The 18,197-nt window shown below is 37.3% G+C and carries 12 protein-coding genes and 2 pseudogenes; all 14 read right to left on the bottom strand.

The genetic code is table 11. The features are described 5' to 3' along the window. Positions 1–66: 66 nt before the first annotated feature. A complete protein-coding gene (locus DXB15_RS08670; RefSeq protein ID WP_158582227.1) occupies positions 67–2,667 on the bottom strand; it encodes a sialate O-acetylesterase in 2,601 nt (866 codons plus the stop codon). A gap of 155 nt (positions 2,668–2,822) precedes the next feature. Then, positions 2,823–4,796 carry a L,D-transpeptidase family protein gene (locus tag DXB15_RS08665; protein WP_118702701.1) on the bottom strand — a complete coding sequence of 658 codons (1,974 nt, stop codon included), beginning with the start codon at positions 4,794–4,796 and terminating at the stop codon, positions 2,823–2,825. Between the two features lie 227 nt (positions 4,797–5,023). Next, a pseudogene (locus DXB15_RS17275) lies at positions 5,024–5,716 on the bottom strand (YfhO family protein). 100 nt (positions 5,717–5,816) lie between these two features. Next, the gene (locus DXB15_RS08650; RefSeq protein WP_109214757.1) at positions 5,817–6,620 is read right to left on the bottom strand and encodes a DUF4422 domain-containing protein; all 804 of its coding nucleotides are present in this window, start codon (positions 6,618–6,620) and stop codon (positions 5,817–5,819) included. After that, a complete protein-coding gene (locus tag DXB15_RS08645) occupies positions 6,617–7,672 on the bottom strand; it encodes a sugar transferase (protein ID WP_118702698.1) in 1,056 nt (351 codons plus the stop codon). Before DXB15_RS08645 ends, DXB15_RS08650 begins: the two co-directional genes overlap by 4 nt. Beyond that, the gene (locus tag DXB15_RS08640; protein WP_118702697.1) at positions 7,669–8,790 is read right to left on the bottom strand and encodes a glycosyltransferase family 1 protein; all 1,122 of its coding nucleotides are present in this window, start codon (positions 8,788–8,790) and stop codon (positions 7,669–7,671) included. Before DXB15_RS08640 ends, DXB15_RS08645 begins: the two co-directional genes overlap by 4 nt. A 145-nt stretch (positions 8,791–8,935) precedes the next feature. After that, positions 8,936–9,517, bottom strand: a pseudogene (locus tag DXB15_RS08635) (BCCT family transporter); the annotation flags it as partial. Between the two features lie 58 nt (positions 9,518–9,575). Continuing rightward, on the bottom strand, positions 9,576–10,283 hold the full coding sequence (locus tag DXB15_RS08630; protein WP_109214760.1) for an NTP transferase domain-containing protein: 708 nt from the start codon (positions 10,281–10,283) through the stop codon (positions 9,576–9,578). A gap of 4 nt (positions 10,284–10,287) precedes the next feature. Further along, positions 10,288–11,934 carry an NTP transferase domain-containing protein gene (locus tag DXB15_RS08625; protein WP_242979785.1) on the bottom strand — a complete coding sequence of 549 codons (1,647 nt, stop codon included), beginning with the start codon at positions 11,932–11,934 and terminating at the stop codon, positions 10,288–10,290. 4 nt (positions 11,935–11,938) lie between these two features. Further along, the gene (locus tag DXB15_RS08620; RefSeq protein WP_118702696.1) at positions 11,939–12,988 is read right to left on the bottom strand and encodes a glycosyltransferase family 2 protein; all 1,050 of its coding nucleotides are present in this window, start codon (positions 12,986–12,988) and stop codon (positions 11,939–11,941) included. After that, positions 12,978–14,453 (bottom strand): flippase, encoded by a 1,476-nt coding sequence (locus DXB15_RS08615; RefSeq protein WP_109214763.1) that lies wholly within the window; start codon positions 14,451–14,453, stop codon positions 12,978–12,980. The genes DXB15_RS08620 and DXB15_RS08615 overlap by 11 nt, the downstream gene beginning before the upstream one ends. Then, positions 14,426–15,574 carry a hypothetical protein gene (locus DXB15_RS16825; protein ID WP_146190176.1) on the bottom strand — a complete coding sequence of 383 codons (1,149 nt, stop codon included), beginning with the start codon at positions 15,572–15,574 and terminating at the stop codon, positions 14,426–14,428. The genes DXB15_RS08615 and DXB15_RS16825 overlap by 28 nt, the downstream gene beginning before the upstream one ends. 80 nt (positions 15,575–15,654) lie before the next feature. Further along, positions 15,655–16,878: a hypothetical protein gene (locus DXB15_RS08610; RefSeq protein ID WP_147404793.1), complete on the bottom strand. Its 1,224-nt coding sequence runs from the start codon at positions 16,876–16,878 to the stop codon at positions 15,655–15,657. A gap of 102 nt (positions 16,879–16,980) precedes the next feature. Continuing rightward, positions 16,981–18,150 carry an acyltransferase gene (locus DXB15_RS08605; protein ID WP_147404792.1) on the bottom strand — a complete coding sequence of 390 codons (1,170 nt, stop codon included), beginning with the start codon at positions 18,148–18,150 and terminating at the stop codon, positions 16,981–16,983. Between the last annotated feature and the right edge of the window lie 47 nt (positions 18,151–18,197).

Below are 18,197 nucleotides of genomic sequence, written 5' to 3'. Positions count from 1 at the left end.
TCTACATGCGACAGTTCACACGCACCATACCAGAATACATGTGATGAGTGAACTGCAACATCTACATTAAATTTCTACCCATCCATTTGTTACACGGCAATTACGATTATGATACCATACCGTTCCATTGTATCCGAAATTGACTTTTCCACCTTCCAGATACCAGCTGCCATTACTATTCTTTGCTACTCCATAAAAATTAAAATTGACTTTTCCATTCTCAATGCGCCACCAGCCATTGCTGTTCTTTTCCACACCATTATGGCTAAAGTTTACTTTTCCATTATGGAGATACCACCAACCATTTTCGTTCTTTTCTACGCTGTTACAGCTGAAATCGACCTTGCCATTCACAATACGCCACCAGCCGTTACTGTTTTTTGCAACTCCTGTATATGTAAAATCGACCTTACCGCCTCTGATATACCACCAGCCGTTTTCATTTTTCTCTACACTGTTGCATCCAAAGTCAACTTTTCCGCTTACGATTCTCCACCAGCCATTTTCATTCTTTGCCACACCTGTGTAGTTAAAATCTACCTTGCCATCATGGATATACCACCAGCCATTGCTGTTTTTCTCTACAGAATCAACAAACTGTACCTTGCTATCCTTTACATACCACCAGGCATACACGCCGCTTACGTTACCCTTAATCACATCTTTTTTCTGGAAAGTAATAACTCCATTTTCCACATACCACCAGCCATTTTCATTCTTGACAAATCCGGTATAGCCGAAATCCACTTTACCATTTCTGACATACACCCAGGTACCATTCTCATCTTTATGTAAGCCAGTAAAATTCGTTCCAAGTTCTGCCGAATAATCCCATTCATCTAATACATTGACCTGGATTTTATCTCCTGACGTTGCATATATGGTTCCTTTACTGCCTTTTTGAAACCCTTTTAAAACTCCTGTTTCTGAATTATAGAAAATATTTCCTGCTGTATGATAAGAAACTTTTTTTGCCCCATAAACCGGTGTCGTAACACCTACTACGGTTGTCTCATGGTTCTGTCGTACATAAGCCTGCGTAATATTTTTTCCATTACTGTCTTTCCATGTGACACTTGCGTGATTTACCTTACCTTCAATTACCTGATACATTCCTTCCGCGGCCATCAGTCCATTCTCATTATGTCCAATCTGCGAATAATGAATATCATAATGCACATCTGCGATCGCAGTTGGTACTTTACTCGAAAGATTGCGGATCGGATAATCGAAGGTTCCATTATATTTAGAAAAATAATTTTTTACTCCAGAATCTGTTACCCAATTTTCATTATCATTCGTCACTACATAAACATTGTTGAATTTTGAACTGCCGCCAATGCCATATTGAGCTGCACGCGGACCTGTCATCATCAGCTCATCTTCGTACTCACGTGTTCCAACAGAAGAACGCAGCATGATAATACCGCATTTATCTATTGCTAAATTATTTGTAATGTTACGATACATGTTGGAAAAATCAGCATAATAATCATCTGCTGTACGATAATGATCCTCCGTTTCTCCCTGTAACCAGAACATCAGACGTTTCCCTGCCGTATAATGTCCTGCATTAATTTCCGCCTGATATACCTTCTGTGCCAGCTTACTGACTGCCATAGCACGCTCATAATTGCTCTGCCCCGGCTGCCAGCTTGCAATCGCAGATCCACTCCATGCCACATTTACCGTCCATACTTTTTCTCCGGTCAGTTCATTCCATTTATAAGCCAGTGCACTGTCCGGTCCGGTTTTTCCATTTCCTGCTGCCGTCAATGTATTTAACTCATATTCCAGCTTTTTACCAGATACCGAAGTATCCGCACTTAATGATCCTGCAACAAAATCAGACGCATTTCCTGCATCACACATGTTTGAAAAATTAATACCGGTAATATTTTTTGCCCAGCTGGATACGGTTGGTGCATAGGTAGAATATACAGTACCTTCCTTACAGGCAACCGAATTATTTAACTGATACCCCGTATTAGAAGAACACATTCCTTCCATATTACTCTGTCCCATTAAATACATGATTGTCAGTTTTGCAGGAACAACCGTAACCTTAAGGTCAATCTCATCATATTCTGTCTCTGTGTCTTCTTTTGGTTCTAACACTATCGTTGCTGTACCAACGCCACTTGCCACAACTGTTTCATCATCCAGTTTTGTTAAAACAGAATCATCCAATTCCGTTTGTACAACTCCGTTTGTAACCGGATTTGATTTACTTTCCTCTGTCCTAACGTCCGCTATGATATAATCATTATACTGTTCTTCAGAACAAATCGAATATCTGTCATCATAGCTTAAATCCGGAATACTATCTGTCTTTATCTTTTTATTATCATTGATGTCATCTTTAATATCATCCATCAAATCTTTCAAACTTCGGTCTGTTACCGCTTCAGACTCTGCTGTACTCTGATTTTCTATCTGAGAATCACAATCCTGATCTTCTGTTTCAGTTTCTACTTCATTTTCTGCTTCCTGCGCTGAAGCATTTTCATTCACATCTTCTTCCATATGATCAGATAAGTTCTCTTCTGTTACCTCTACATTTTGAGAAACATCAGAAACTTCTGCTGCATACACATTGCCTGCGCCAAGAGCAAGGATCATGATACAACAGATCAGAGCTGACATATGTTTTTTCCATTTTCTCATCTCTTTCCGTCTTTCCTTTCTCATTTATTTATCCAACTAATTATTTATAAGCTAATTTTATATTATAGGATATTTTTTTTTAATGTTCAAGGTTTTCCACTAAAAAAACAGAGATTTCAGCATAAACTGAAATCCCTATTTTTATAATTGGAATATTAGAATACAATAACTTTTGTTCCATTTGGGATGTTATCATAAATCCATTTTGCATCATTGATATTTAATCTGACACATCCATGAGATAACTGCATTCCCAAACGTCCATCCTGAATACTTGTCTTACTTCCTTTATTGTAAATTACAGAATGGAACAGATAATCTCCATAAAACTGTGTATAATACCAGCAATCATAGCTTGGTTTACCAAAAGATAAACCACGACCAGTTACTTTAAATTCTCCTTTGACGGTCGGAGTGGAAGGTTTGCCCGGACTGCACGAAATATATTTCACGGTAGACCAGTTTCCCTTTGAACCTGCAAAAATAGCAACTTTACAAGCAGATGTATCCGTTACGATCAACCAGTTTGTATCACTGGATGCATAAGCTGCTCGGGATGAAATCTGTACACTTACACCACTCATGGTCACTTTTCCATTTGCGACATAACAATCTGTACCGTTCCATTTTATATTTCCATTATAACCAAAGTCAACTTTTCCTCCACGGATATACCAGGCTCCATTATTATTTACACCAATACCATTGAATCCAAAATTCACTTTACCATTATCGATTTTCCACCAACCGTTAGCATTTTTTGCTACTCCTGTATAGCCGAAATCTACTTTTCCTCCGCGGATATACCACCAGCCAAGATGATTTTTTTCTACACTGTTACAATTGAAATCAACTTTTCCATTTACAATGCGCCACCAGCCAAGACGGTTTTTCGCTACTCCTGTATAACCGAAATCTACTTTTCCTCCGCGGATATACCACCAGCCAAGATGATTTTTTTCTACACTGTTACAATTGAAATCAACTTTTCCATTTACAATGCGCCACCAGCCAAGACGGTTTTTCGCTACTCCTGTATAACCGAAATCTACTTTTCCTCCGCGGATATACCACCAGCCAAGATGATTTTTTTCTACACTGTTACAATTGAAATCAACTTTTCCATTTACAATGCGCCACCAGCCATTGACATTTTTATCCACACCGCTGTGTCCGAAATCTACTTTTCCTCCGCGAACATACCACCAGCCGTCTTCACTCTTTACAATGTCATTACAGTTAAAATCAACTTTTCCTCTGACAATTCTCCAGGAGCCATTTTCATTGCTTTTTACACCTGTATAGGAAAAATCTACCTGACCATTTTTTACATACCACCAACCATTTGCATTTTTTCCAACATTGGTATAAGTACGATCTATGATACCATTTCGGTAGTAATACCAATTTCCATCTGCCGTATTTTTGCAAATACCATTCAACATATCGGCTGTAACTTCACAGGAAGCTGATACTTTCATTTCAGAATCATAAGCAGTAATCGTTGCTGTACCATTTTTAATCGGTGTAACCGTACCATTCTCATCAACTGAAATAACAGAAGGATCAGAAGATTCCCAGATCAGATCCTGATCAGATGCATCTTCCGGATAAATAGTAGCATCTAATTCAAATGGTGTATCATCTGTCACGTATTTTTTATCTGTATTAAATACAATTCCAGAAACAGGTACCCATTCTGTATCAGTTACATCCGTCACTTCATAGCAATCATTATCTGTACAATGGATACTTTTTGTTCCTTTCACACCAGGCTTTGCAGAAATATCTACTGTATAATCCTTATTCCACATATCTGCCTCATGTGTTTTATGTACATTTACCATGTTCTGTGCCTGTTCAACATCACATTTATAAGTTACTGTCTCCCAGTCATCTCCTTTTTCACTATCACCAACCGTATAATTTGTAACTTCATCAATATGACCATTATGACGAATTTCCAATGTTGGCAGTTCACTTTCCTGATTTGTATTCTCATCTGATAATACTGCAATCTCTGCCCCACTGTTATCATTTGATATTTCTGCTGCCAGTGCCGGTACTGCACACATGCCAGCCATCAGGGATACTGCTGCCAATCCCACTATTACTTTTTTTAATTTCATAAACCCACCTTTCTGCAAAAGGCTCTCACAGATTTCTCTGCATATCGGTCTTTTACTCAATCACTCTTAAGATTTTTACTCTTTTTCCAGAAAATGTCAATAGAATATTCAACTATTACTATATATTGTCAAAATCTCATCAATCTGCGCCTGTTGATTTTTTTCATAAGATTTGAATTCTTCTACATTATCTAATTTGTATTGTTTCAGAAGAATGGTACTATCTGCTACAAGTTCTCCAATAACTGCCACACCCAGCATAATACACAGCATCTGTTTACCTGCTTTTTTGCCTCCACAAACAAAAACATTTCCAGAAATACCCAGATTCCAGTGAAAATGCAGTTAATTCCGCCTGTGTACCAATTTAAGGAAATCGATATTCCAACACAAAGACTCAGATGCCACAGATTCTTTTTCCAGATCAGACGATAAATACCTAGTAAGATCAATGGAAGTAAGATCACACCGTCCAGCCACATTACATTACTGCTCTGTGCCAAACCATACTGACACAATCCAGATCCCATAGAAAGGAACCAGATCCATACACGTCCCAACTGATTTTCAAATCTTCTGTTTAGCCAGATTCCTCAAGTCATAGATGCCAGTGCAAGTTTGATCAGGATCATCAAATCAAAAAACGTATGTAATTGCGTTTTATCAAAAAAATACACCAGCAAATTTAATGGAGATGCCAGATAATAACTGAATACTGTGATATTTGTTCCATCCAGTGTCTTGCCAAACGTATAGCCAATATTGTTGCTTCCATGCAATACATCATGAAACCAGGCATAAAAATCCATGTATTGATAGTATACATCTGCGCTTGCCAGTGTAGAACCACCAAATGGTGCCAGACCTAATATTTTAAAAAGAATGATCAGAAGTACTGCCACACCTGTAAAACATCCCATATACAAGCTCAAACTTTTTATTTTAAGCTCCATATTAGCAAGTTTTACTCTGTGTGCCAATATCAATATTGCCTGCATATCCGCTCTCCATTACAAATAATCAGAAACTCTGTCCATACTTTTGGTTCTTAAATTTCGCTGCCAGAAAAGATTTAATCTTCTTGGGCCAGTTCTCTTTTCCAAGCTGAATACATGGCAACTCTTTATAATTCACCTGATTATATTCCATCCATACATCCAGCAACAATTCACTGATTCGTCCCATAAACCTCGCTTCATAAGGTGTCATTGCACTGGTATCAACTTTTTGCTCTACCTGACCCAATATTGCAAACAGCCATTCACAGTATGCATGATACAACTCTTTCTTCATAATAAACATATTAAACATATGTCCGCTTTTTCTCTGAAGCATTCTCTTGTAAGTCTCATAATATTCCGGGCATATCAACTGTATGATTTCCCCGGTAATATCTAAATGTCTGTGATCATGTGTATGCTCATAATGACTATATAAAGTTTCAATATAATAATTTCTTCGCGTCGGAACGATTACATCTGCATGCTCCAAGACATCCTGTGCCTTTTTTGAAGTAAGAATCGCACGTTGTTTATCCTGGCACAGCATCGCTGCCAGCTTTGAATTTTTATTTGAAATGTACCGTCTGTAATGCACTAACCCAATATAATCCGCATCCAGATTCTTCCATGCCCAATATATTCCTGTCAATTCACAATAATTTGCATTTTTTGCTGATATATTTTCGCCGCTGTCATCCCCCTGAAATCCAATCTCCTGTTTTGCAATCGCATGACCAACATGTAACGGTAAATACATCTCATCCGACGGCATCCAATATTTCTTATGTGCGGCAACTAATACTTTTATATTTTTCTTACTCATAATTTTAATATATCCTCTGCTGACAATATTGCATATTTGCCAAACTGACCTGTTCTCAGCTTTTCAGAAAGTTCTCTTACAGATTCAGCGTATTTATTATACGCGTTCTCATCCAACATTTCAAATTTTGCAGATAATTCCTTTAAAGAATCTACGCAAATTCCTACTCCCTGTTTCTCTACAAAATCTGCCTCCGCAGCTTCTTTCCAGATAATAACCGGCAAGCCACTCGACAAATACAGTGAAAGTTTGTGCGGGTTATTATATCGCAGATATTGTCCGGACTGTCCGACACAACCATCAATACTTGCACCGTCCCATACCAGACCAAATCCACTTGTCAGTTTTCCCGGAATCTCATCCGATGGGAAGCTTCCAAAATACTGTACATTTTCGCATTGATCCATCTTTTTGTCATAATTCATGCCATACAGTTTCACACTGACACCGCTTAGTTCGCCAAGCTGACCGACATACCCGCATTTTTCTGTATCAAGATTTCCAGCTACTGTAATCGCTTTTTCAAACTTTGGTATATTGATAACACTTCCTTTTTGCAGATAATCAAAAATCTCAAGTGTCACAATTTTCTCTTCTGATACACCGCGTTCTATAAAAAACTGTTTCATCACTGCATTATGTACGATCAGTACATCTGCAATTCGCAGCATAAATTCAAATTCACCTTTATAATAATCATTGTAACGAAATGCCCGCAATTCCTCTACATCATGAATCAGACTGATAAATTTTACATGTTTTTTTTCTTTTAATTCCGTCAGTGTTTTCTCTCTGGTCAACTGCGGATAATGAAACGGATGCTGTAGCAGAATAACCGAATTTTCTTCTACTCTTTTCAGACATTCTGCCCAGTCTTTCCGATAGCCAATCTGACGCTGTACTTTTGCAAGCTTCGTTCTTTTTGTCGTATTCATGCGGATCAGGATTCTTTCATACTTCAGAACATCTGCAACCTCTGCAATATCCTGCGTTGCTTTCGTTCCCGCATGATTATAATTTTCAGAAATTTCTACAATTTGATATTTCTTCATCTTACATCCTTTAAAAACAGTTTCTCTAATTTCACGGTTTCCGTCTCGATATTATATCCTTTTTCTGTAAAATTTTGTTTTACTTCCGAAACATCCAGACGTTTTGCCGTTTTCTGCATCTGACTCAAATGCTCACTCCATACTTCTGACCCTTCATCCAGATCCAGGAATGCAAAGTTGGAATTAATCTTCACTTCCTGTGGGATTACTTTTGCCGAAGCAAGCATCGGAACACCATTTGCCTGTGCTTCTAAGGCAGCGATTGGCAATCCCTCGAATTTTGACGGGAACAAAAAAGTATCAAATGCACTTAACCAGCCACAAATGTCTGTCTGCATTCCTGCAAAATACACTTTTTCACTGATTCCATAACGTGCTGACAGCATTTTCAGGTCTGTTTCATCCTCACCCTGACCGATCAAAACCAGACAGGCATTCGGATATTTTTTCAGAAAATGCTGAAAGATATCCAGACAAAACTTCTGATTTTTTTGAAAATGTAATCTGCCGACATTACCAATCACCCATGTTCGTTCATCACACTGCAGCTTTTCCCGATAGTTTCTGCGCTTTTCTTCATCAAAAGCCATGCGATCCACCGATATGGAATTTCGAATCATTACAACCTTCGGCAGCAATCGGTCTTCATAAAACCATTTTGCTGCATCTTCTGAGCATGTCCAAAAATCGGTTGCAAATTTATCAATGCGTTTTTTATTTCTTTCATGCAACATGCCACGCAGTTTACTGTCCATATTCTGTGAATTATGACTGTGAATAATTCTCCGTGGGATGCCATATTTTTTTGCCATAATCAAATAATCAATATTAGCCAGACTACAGACATTTACCCAGATCGCATCGTATGTTCCCTGTGAATCTTTAAAAAATGCTTTTAATTCCTTTTTATATTTTCCATAATTTTCACTGCGGGCTGTAATATGAAAAACGTTACCGCCCATGGCAGTCAGTTCGTCCTCATACGCCGCATCTTCATGAAAATTACAAAGAAAGTCAAATTGTATTTTTGTTTTATCAATACACCGGTAATAGTTCATGATCACACTTTCCACACCACCGGGATTTTCTGTCATTCCAAATACAAGAACTCTGTACATTTTCTTTTACTCCTAAAATAATCTGTCTGCATTTCCTATTTTTATCATTATGATAGATTTGACCATTTTTATACAAGTATATTATATACTCAAACCATCTTTTTCTGTACCTTTTTATTTTTAATTTTTTATTAAGTCACTGTAACTATCTTGTATCACTTTTACTGATATGCTTTTTCGCATCTTTAAAAAAGCTCCATATCATCAGAATCATGATGATTCCAATCGGAAACGCCGAAATAATACTGATCGACTGAATATTTCCCATAGAACTTTCTGAAAAAACAAGTGCGATCGGTAACACAATTAACAGAACACACCATAATAATGTAATTAATGTGTGCGGATGTTCATTTTCTCCAAGTTCTTTATAGCTATAGCATGCTGCGGTATACGCTATAGAATCAAAGGATGTTGCATAGAATGCAATCATACATACAAAAGTGAGAATCAGAATAAAAGGTGCACAAGGCATTGTCTGTATAATATTAAGGATCAAATCATACAAATCTCCGTTTGCCTTAAACTGAGCAATAAAATCTACTCTTCCTGCTACCTGCAATCCCAGGGAATAATTGCCCAGCACAATAAAGCTTACAATTGTTGAGCCAACACCAAAAACGTATCCTCCAAGTATTGTCTGTTTTATCGTTCTTCCCTTTGAAATATTGCCAATAAAAAACGGAGCAGCAACACACCATACCATCCAGTATGCCCAATAATAAATGGCACTAACGTGACCATCCAGTCTATTTTCTTCTTCATTTCTCCTCCCCTGCATTTCATCACATATCTTTATATGATCCATCTAATGCTATCAGTTCCTCCAGATTATCGATTTCAATTACATCATCCGCATTCATCGGACGAATACCCAGTTCATACTCGTCCGCATGACAAAACATTACAACATCATCCCAGTAAATCTGTCGGTTATATTTCTCATTAAATTCCAGTTCCAGGTGATGTTTCAGACGCTTTCCATCTGCTTCGTTCCATCTTGATACAGAATACAGCTGCCATCCGCCTTTTCCACCGGTTCTGCTACATGAAGTAACAATCCCTTTTTCCACCGTCATCAGCCATTCCTCTGTCTCGTCATCTGTCCAAACTGCATTGTATCCGGATCTATCAAATTCCGGGGCCAGAATTTTCTCATGGTAAATGATCTGGTCTCCATCCAATATAATGGCATTTTCTATATAATCTCTTGCCACATATAATGATGAAATATTATTACAGGTGTCATAAAATGGATTTTCAATGAGCTTCACGTTTTCATATTCTTTGGGCAATATCTCAAATTGATCTTTCAGATATCCAACTACAATATAAATTTCAGATATTCCATTTTTATGCAGCGCTTCAATTACACTGTCGATCATTCTCTTTCCATTTACTTTTACCAATGGCTTTGGTGTATGCAGCGTTACCGGTCTCATTCGGGTTCCTTTTCCCGCAGCCATAATGATTGCTCTTTCTACTTTATACATGTTCCTATATCTCCACTTTTCTTCTCTCAGTCTCTACAATCGCATAATACTCTTTTGCATATCTGTATTGCCGTAGCGAATATTCTCCAAATTCAACACCAAGATTTCGCTTATATTCGCACCAGTTGCTCCACAATAAACCACATATCGCTATATATGCATAAATTTTTATACGGATGTTTTCTGCACACCCCTCTGTAAAATAAGCATCGATTGTCTGATCAATATGTGTTCTGTTATACATAGCATAAATGCAAAACATCGCAATATCCACATGCGGATCCTGCATTGCTGCATATTCCCAGTCAATCAGCCTGATGTCAGTTTCTTCCGGATTTTTCTCCCAAAACAGAAAATTATCCGGAACAGCGTCAATATGTGTCAGTACTTTCTGCCCACAATACTGTTCCACATACGATTTCAGCGAAAATACTTTCCTTTTCGTCTCCGCATAATCTTTAAAAGTGGAAGGGCTTCCCTCCCACAATTGCTCATAAAATTGAATATGTTCAAACAAATCAAATTCGTGATTGACCTTCAGCTTTAATTCATGAAACTCGCGCAACTTTTTCATACATTTCTTCACATCTTCCATCTGCTCTGCATCGCAGTTTCTGACAGAGTTCATATATTCTGTAATTTTATATCCGTTCTCCGGATTCATATAAATTACCCGGTCACATATATGATAATCTGCTATCTTCTGATAAACTTCTGCTTCCTCACGTCTGTTGATCAGTTTATCTGTCCCCTCACCGGGGATTCGCATAATATACTTTTTCTCTTTGCATTCAAATAAAAATGACCGGTTGGTCATTCCCTTTTTCAGAACCGTAATATTCTTTATATCCTTTTGCGACACCTGGAACACTTCTTCAATAATCTGAATCGCATCTGTTTTTAACTGATCACAACCGCTGTCCAACTCCCGTAACTGTTCAAATGTATTAATTTCTACTACATCTGCTTCATCTACTACTCTGGCCGGCACGATCATTTTTCTTTTTTCATACAGCGTTTCTTCCCAGAATGCACTCGTATAACAGGATGTACTGCACATCTCTTTTATCCGTTGTTTTACCAGCTGCGCTTCCTTTCCTGTCAAATAAGAAATACCAATCATACCATTTCCGGCATCTGTCTCTGATATCAGATTCAGTTCCATATTTTGATTTACTAAGACACAGCTGTCTGGTTTTAAAGAATTATTTACCATGTACCAGGAGTATAATTCCTGTTTTCGGAACAGATTATGTTCACACCAGATATCACATGGAACAATATACGTATTTGAAATATATTTTTCTGCACATTTCAGTGAATACAGGTTATTTTTCGTTGTATATTCCGGATTTACGATCAACTCCACCCGATATTCATCAATCAGATATTCATATCTTTCTTTCATAAATCCAACTACGATATATATATCGTATATTTCCGCTTCATGAAGCTGCCGGATCAACCTTTCGATTAGTGGTTCCCCGTGAATCTCTAGAAGTCCTTTGCTCACTTCTGTATTGATTGGAACCATCCGCATACCATATCCGGCGGCCAGAATAATTGCATTTTTTGGTGATGCCGCATGAATCTGCGCTTTCGTTTTACCATTCCTTTGCATATTTACATCCACATAGTAGTTCTCTTCCATCAACCTAATCCTCTGTCCGCATTTCTTTTTTTTCATTCTGCTTTGCACGCAGTTCATACACTTTTCCACACAAATAATATTGCTGAAATTTTAAAAGCAATATTGGCATCATACGCGCAGATCTGCAGGAAGCTACCGGTACAGCCTGCAATGCTTTCTGAAATATTTCCTCCCGCAGAAGCTTCTTCAATGCCTTCACCTTTTCTGAAAAAGCCACTCTGTTTCCCGCGGAAAATACTTCTCTGACCATCATTATATTCAGATGCATTAAAATATACACCTGATAAGCCTGATATAACTGTTGGTCATTCTCTGGTATCGCATTCTGTGTTGTCTGCAGAGATAACAGGTATCCTTCCGTCTTCTTCCCGTCATATGTCCGCATTGCAGAACCTGCATCCGTAGAATAATGATAACAGGATTCCTGTGAAAAAATGATCCTGCCACATTTTATTATATACCGAATCAGGAAATCACTGTCTTCAGCCAGGCTTAATTTTTTATTAAAATCTAATGAAGATTGCTGAATAATACTATGCCGGAACAATTTACCCCAGACAGCCATGCAGCGTGTCGGGTTCCTGAGCATTCCTGCAAGGCATTCCCGTACCCCGGTTCCTTCATAACCGTCTGCATTTTCTCCAGTTGCAACATTTACGATCGCATTTCCTTTTTCATAACTGAAAATATACAGATCTGCCGCTTTTCCGCTATTTACCGTATCCAATAATTTCTGCAAAGTTCCTGCTGGAAGATAGTCATCTGCATCCAGGAAAAAAATCCATTCTCCATGTGCAGCTTTTACTCCAGCATTTCTTGCATTCGAAACACCTTTTTCAGAACAGATCAGAAAAACATTCTCATACTTTTCAGCCAAAGCTGTTCCAATCTGTTTTGTATGATCGGAAGAACCATTCTCTATAATTATGACTTCAGCCAGGTTGTTATCTTTTGGTTGCTTTTCCTCTTTTACTACACTTTCCACACATCTTTTCAGAAACTTTTCTGAATTATGTGCCGGTATAATAAAAGAAATGACAATGTTATTCTCCATCTTTCTCTGCCTTTCCACGTTTCACTTTCCCATGCAATACATCCTGTAATACCTCAAGGAATAACGGTTCCCGCATAATCAAAAGTAATACCGCATATACTGCTCCAAAAACACATACCGATATTACTAGGGCTATAAAATTTGATAAATTCAGTGCTTTTACTCCATAACAGGCAACTCCTGCTACCGCGGTAGATACACATGCTTTTACCCATTGTACTTCTGAAAACAAATCCCTGATCCAGTCACGCAATACAATGAGCTGAACAATCAGAACAACAGTCTCTGCGATCAGTGTTCCAAGCGCAGCACCAGCTGCCGACATTGTTGGAATAAAAATCATATTTGCAACAAAATCTGCAATTCCTCCGGCAAGTACAGAATAAAATACCATTTTTTCTTTTCCGATCGGCACCATGATCTGCAATCCTAAAACATTTGTCAGGCCGATCAGAAGTACTGTAGGCATAATGATCTGCATTGGTATAATAGAATTTTCATATGTTTTGGAGGCCAGCAAAAAGATAGACTCCCTGGAATACAAAATAAAATATACCGTCACCGGTAGCGCAAGCAGCACCACAAAATGTAATGCTTTTCTGCTCACCCGTTTGAATTCCTCTTTCATTCCACGCTCAATATAATAAGAAACCCTTGGCAGCAATACAGTACTCAAAGCTGTAACAAAACTTACCAGTAATCCTTTAATTTTTATGGATGTTCCATAATAGCCTGCCTGCGTTTCATTTTTCAGGAAACCAAGCATAACGTTATCCAGATTCGTATAAATTGTCGTTGCTGCTGCCATTGCAAAGAAAATCATTACTTCTTTGAAATGGTGTTTTAAATCATAATGACCTACCGGTCGCAGATTAACATACTTTCTCAGATTAATAAAATTCAGGAAATTAGATCCAACCGTAGCCACAATGCTGATTGCTCCATAGATAACGTAATCTCCCTGATGTCTGACAAACAGGAACATCAGCACCAGACCGATTGCTTTAAAGATAATCGACCGCACTGTAATATAAGTATACTGCTCCAAACCTTTATACAGCCATTCCACACCAATTACATTAAAAATAATCGTAGAACTCATGATCCAGTATAAAGCAGCATCATTGTGTATCTTCGGCACTTTCCATATTGCCACAAAATAAGCAGCATACACAAAAACAGAAATAAGGAGATTCAGCAATAGAATCTCCTGTACTGTTTTGGTCAGCTTCTCTCTGTCATCTCTTACCTGTGCACATGCACGAATACCATAAGTTGGCACGCCAAGCATCGCTACCATAGAAAAATACTGAGCAATCGAAGTAGCTACGTTTACCTTACCAACACCTTCTACCGAAAGCACACGCGTGATATACGGCAATGTGATCAGCGGAAAAATGAATGTAGATGCCGTGAGAATCATATTCATTATAAAATTTACTTTAACAGATTTAATCTTGACCATTTATTATTATTACTCCTACAGTATCTTTGTTCCAGATGCGGTGCCGTTGCAAATAATGCCAGTGCAAATGGATTGTACGTTAATTCTATGATATGATGCGCAATCATACAATTAATAGATATCAGAATGATAACCACTATAAAATACGGATCATTTTGAAACTTTTTGCAGCACATCATGTATACCGCCAATGTGATCAGTAAAAAAAACACTCCATATCGCAGAAAAATATACAGGTACGAACAGTCTATAAAGAAATATTGGGAAGCCGATATCTTTGTAGTCCCACCATTTCCAACCATTTTTATCGACTGTCCAAATAATGTCATTCCATATTTCATCAATCCCTTATGCCCCAATTTCAATCTAGTTGACATAAAACTGTCTAATGCCAGGAAAATAGGATTTCCAGAACTGTAAAAATAGGATACAACAAACATAAATCCTGCTGCAATTGGCATGCTGTAAGGTAAAGCCTTCTTTGCTTTTCCTGTACTGAAAATATTTCTACCGTTTGCAACATATCTCTGGCTGATGCAATAAAAACAGATCAGCATAAGAAACAGACAGCCCATATCCAGACGTGTATTGCAAAACCAGTAAACCAATACTCCCACAACCGCTCCAAGAATAAAATGCCATGTCTTCAGTTTGTCCTTCAGCAAATAAAACGCAGACATCGTGATCATAAAAATATGTGATGCAAAATCCGTTGTATAAATTGCACCAAATGAATTTCTGACCCGTTTTCCATCACCTCTGGTATACTGCAGATTTTCTATCACCTGCAACATGGATGCGCAAAAAGCTAAAAGCACAATGCTGATCGTAACGATCAGATATACCTTCAGTATTTTCTTAAATGAAACGTTTTTTGCGCCCATCACAAAAAGTACCCAAAAGAATACTTCCATATATCCGGAATTAACATATACCAGAATAGCTTCCAGTATTAACAATACAAATATAAAAAATGTTCTTCTCGAAAATTCATCAAAGCGAAACACTTTTATAATCAGCAATAAACATGCCACTGCTTTGCAAAGTGTATATGCACTCCCCGGAAGTTGAAACATGGTTGTCGAAAACGTCTCACTAATCAGAAAAATAAAAAATGCCAACAGGTACAATTGTTCTCCTGCACTCGGTTTATTTATTCCGGACAACATTTTCCGTTTTGTTTTACTTAATATTTTCATAATTATTCAACTACAACACATCCTAAAACAGAAACATTAAATTTTTTGCAAATTTCCAAATAAGCTTTGATCTGTGTGTATGTGGTTTTTCCGACTTCAACAAATAAAATACAGTTTCCAATTTCAACGAATCGCTTCATCATCTCAGAATCATTCTCAATATTGCTTCCGACTTCTACAGCAAGTGATTTCTTTTCCATTGCAGCCTGATATTCCTGCACAGCTTTCTGTACAATTTCCGCATCACTCAACATTCCAAAAAATACCTGTTCAACAGAACGTTCTTTTCTGATCAGATCAAAATCTATCATTTCGCGTTCCAATGCCGGACGATATCCCTCTTTTGCGGAATAATTACCAAGAACAGTAATTCCGGCCGCCTTTATATTTTCTTTTCCTTTTAATTTATCACTTAACACATATAAAAGCGCTAATAGAGCACAACTGATCACCAGTCCGGCAATGATTCCCAGAGCGGCATACTGAACCAGCACTTTTTTTGCACTTGGTGCATCCATGCTGTCTGGTTTATAATCCTTTCTATAGGTCTTTTCAGATACCTGTTGTGATAACTCATTCTTTTTCAGTTCAGATAAACTATCTTTGTAATTTTGTAAAGAAGTAAGATAACTGTTTTGAGTACTCTGAACTTCTGGTAGTGCCATAACCGTTTGATTACTCATAATAGTTGAAAATGAAAATTCGCCATTTTCTTTTAACGTAGAAGCCGCATATTTCTGTATCTGTTCGTCAACTACTTTGCAGATTTTCGCAGCTTGGTCTGCATCATAATGCATAACTGTTAATGTAAAAATATTACCTGTTGACGTACTTCCAACCACTTCCGACAAATATTCCACTGGCACATCGCTTAGTTCTTCTTCTGCCGCAACTTTCCAATCACCATTTTTTACGTATGCTGTTAACTCATTCATGATGTCTGCACTTTTTTCATTTGCTACTGATGAATTTCCTTGCGTATCAGATCCATCACTCATCAGTATACGATATTGCACCGAAGCAACGTTAACATTTAACGGATCTATGTTCATATATATGGATGAATCACAATATTTCTGCAAATTGTCAATTTGCTCCTGTGTTGTTGACATATTGGCTAAAATATTATCCATAACATCTTTGTATTTATCCAACCCACTCTTATAATCTTCAATCTCCTGCAATTCAGAAGCTGATGATACCGATCTTGCTTTCTTTACACCCAAACCGACTCCTGCAGCCAAACACAATAGTACAAATATAATTATGATTTTTTTATGTTTCCAGATAGAGTCCCACATTTTTTTCATAGATACTGATTCCATTTGTTAACCCTTTCTTTCTAAGTTATCCCAGGTATTTCCAAGATATTTATGTTCCAGTTTTACTAGTTTCTCTTTCACTTTCAATTTTTTAAATATATATTCTCTGATCATATCAATAAAGGAACATATAAAATATACCGAGACAACAATTGCCAGAAATGCCAGTAACATCAGCATCACATTATAATTTAATAGTCCCTTTAAACGATCCTGCAATATATATGTTTTCACCAATGGATGGAAATGTATCAAATATACACTGAATGAAACCGGTGCAAATAGTTTTATAAACTTCTTCCACTTTTCGGTTACATTTAACTTTGAAAAAAGTATAACCAGTGCAATTCCGGCCAATAGTATGGTTGGTGATGTGTAACTCACTAGAAATGTTGTCTGATTCGTATCTCCGCTCACAAAAAAACGATGATGTTCAATCACAAATTTTCCTAGCCAAGTTACCACTATACATACGATATAAATAAAACCAAGATGTCGTTTTGATTTTTTTTTCCATCCCTGGTATTTTCCAAGGTAACCACCGATAATATATAAAACGATCATCCAGATTGGACTATATCCCTCTTTCGTAATAAAAATATCCCGTCTGAATATTTCCGGCAATATAGAATACAGAATAATTCCAAGCATAACTACAAGTTTTAATTGTTTTCTCGAAGCATGCAACATGAAGAAATTAAGCACTGGTATCAAAAGAAATAATCCTGTATATGCTGTAAAATACCAGTATTGTTCTTTTGATACCGGGAAAAATGCACACACCCACTCATACCTTCCTACTGTTGAAGGTGCAACGATTCTAAAAAACACTGTAATCAGTACCGAATAAAACAATACTCTCAACCATAAAATTCCCCAATTGGAATATCGATATTTTCCATGTATTCCAACATAACCTGAAATTAAAGCATAACAGTTTACCGCACAGTAAGCAGCTATTTCAACCAACCACACAACTTCATATCTTCCAGATAAAAAAGGGGCATAATCCAGAATTCCACCTCTTCCGAGCATATGCAAGCAAACAACCATAAACATAGAGACGATCCGTAAAAAATCAATTCCAAAATTACGTCCCGATTCCATACCTTTAATAAACGTTTGATTTTTATGTCTATTCATAATAATACTACATGGTATATTCTGCTTTATCACTGATATATCCTTCCTAATGATCTAATTTTTCAAATACCCCTATTATA

It is taken from the genome of Roseburia sp. OM02-15, assembly GCF_003481835.1.
GTDB classification, from domain to species: Bacteria; Bacillota; Clostridia; order Lachnospirales; family Lachnospiraceae; genus Eubacterium_I; species Eubacterium_I ramulus_A.
This window is presented reverse-complemented; position numbering and strand designations above follow the sequence as displayed.

Excerpts from the sequence above, each read along its gene's own strand:
- DXB15_RS08670 (WP_158582227.1), bottom strand. The coding sequence starts at position 2,667 with ATGAGAAAATGGAAAAAACATATGTCAGCTCTGATCTGTTGTATCATG.
- DXB15_RS08665 (WP_118702701.1), bottom strand. The coding sequence starts at position 4,796 with ATGAAATTAAAAAAAGTAATAGTGGGATTGGCAGCAGTATCCCTGATG.
- DXB15_RS08625 (WP_242979785.1), bottom strand. The coding sequence starts at position 11,934 with ATGGAAGAGAACTACTATGTGGATGTAAATATGCAAAGGAATGGTAAA.
- DXB15_RS08645 (WP_118702698.1), bottom strand. The coding sequence starts at position 7,672 with ATGAAGAAATATCAAATTGTAGAAATTTCTGAAAATTATAATCATGCG.
- DXB15_RS08650 (WP_109214757.1), bottom strand. The coding sequence starts at position 6,620 with ATGAGTAAGAAAAATATAAAAGTATTAGTTGCCGCACATAAGAAATAT.
- DXB15_RS08615 (WP_109214763.1), bottom strand. The coding sequence starts at position 14,453 with ATGGTCAAGATTAAATCTGTTAAAGTAAATTTTATAATGAATATGATT.
- DXB15_RS08630 (WP_109214760.1), bottom strand. The coding sequence starts at position 10,283 with ATGTATAAAGTAGAAAGAGCAATCATTATGGCTGCGGGAAAAGGAACC.
- DXB15_RS08620 (WP_118702696.1), bottom strand. The coding sequence starts at position 12,988 with ATGGAGAATAACATTGTCATTTCTTTTATTATACCGGCACATAATTCA.
- DXB15_RS08640 (WP_118702697.1), bottom strand. The coding sequence starts at position 8,790 with ATGTACAGAGTTCTTGTATTTGGAATGACAGAAAATCCCGGTGGTGTG.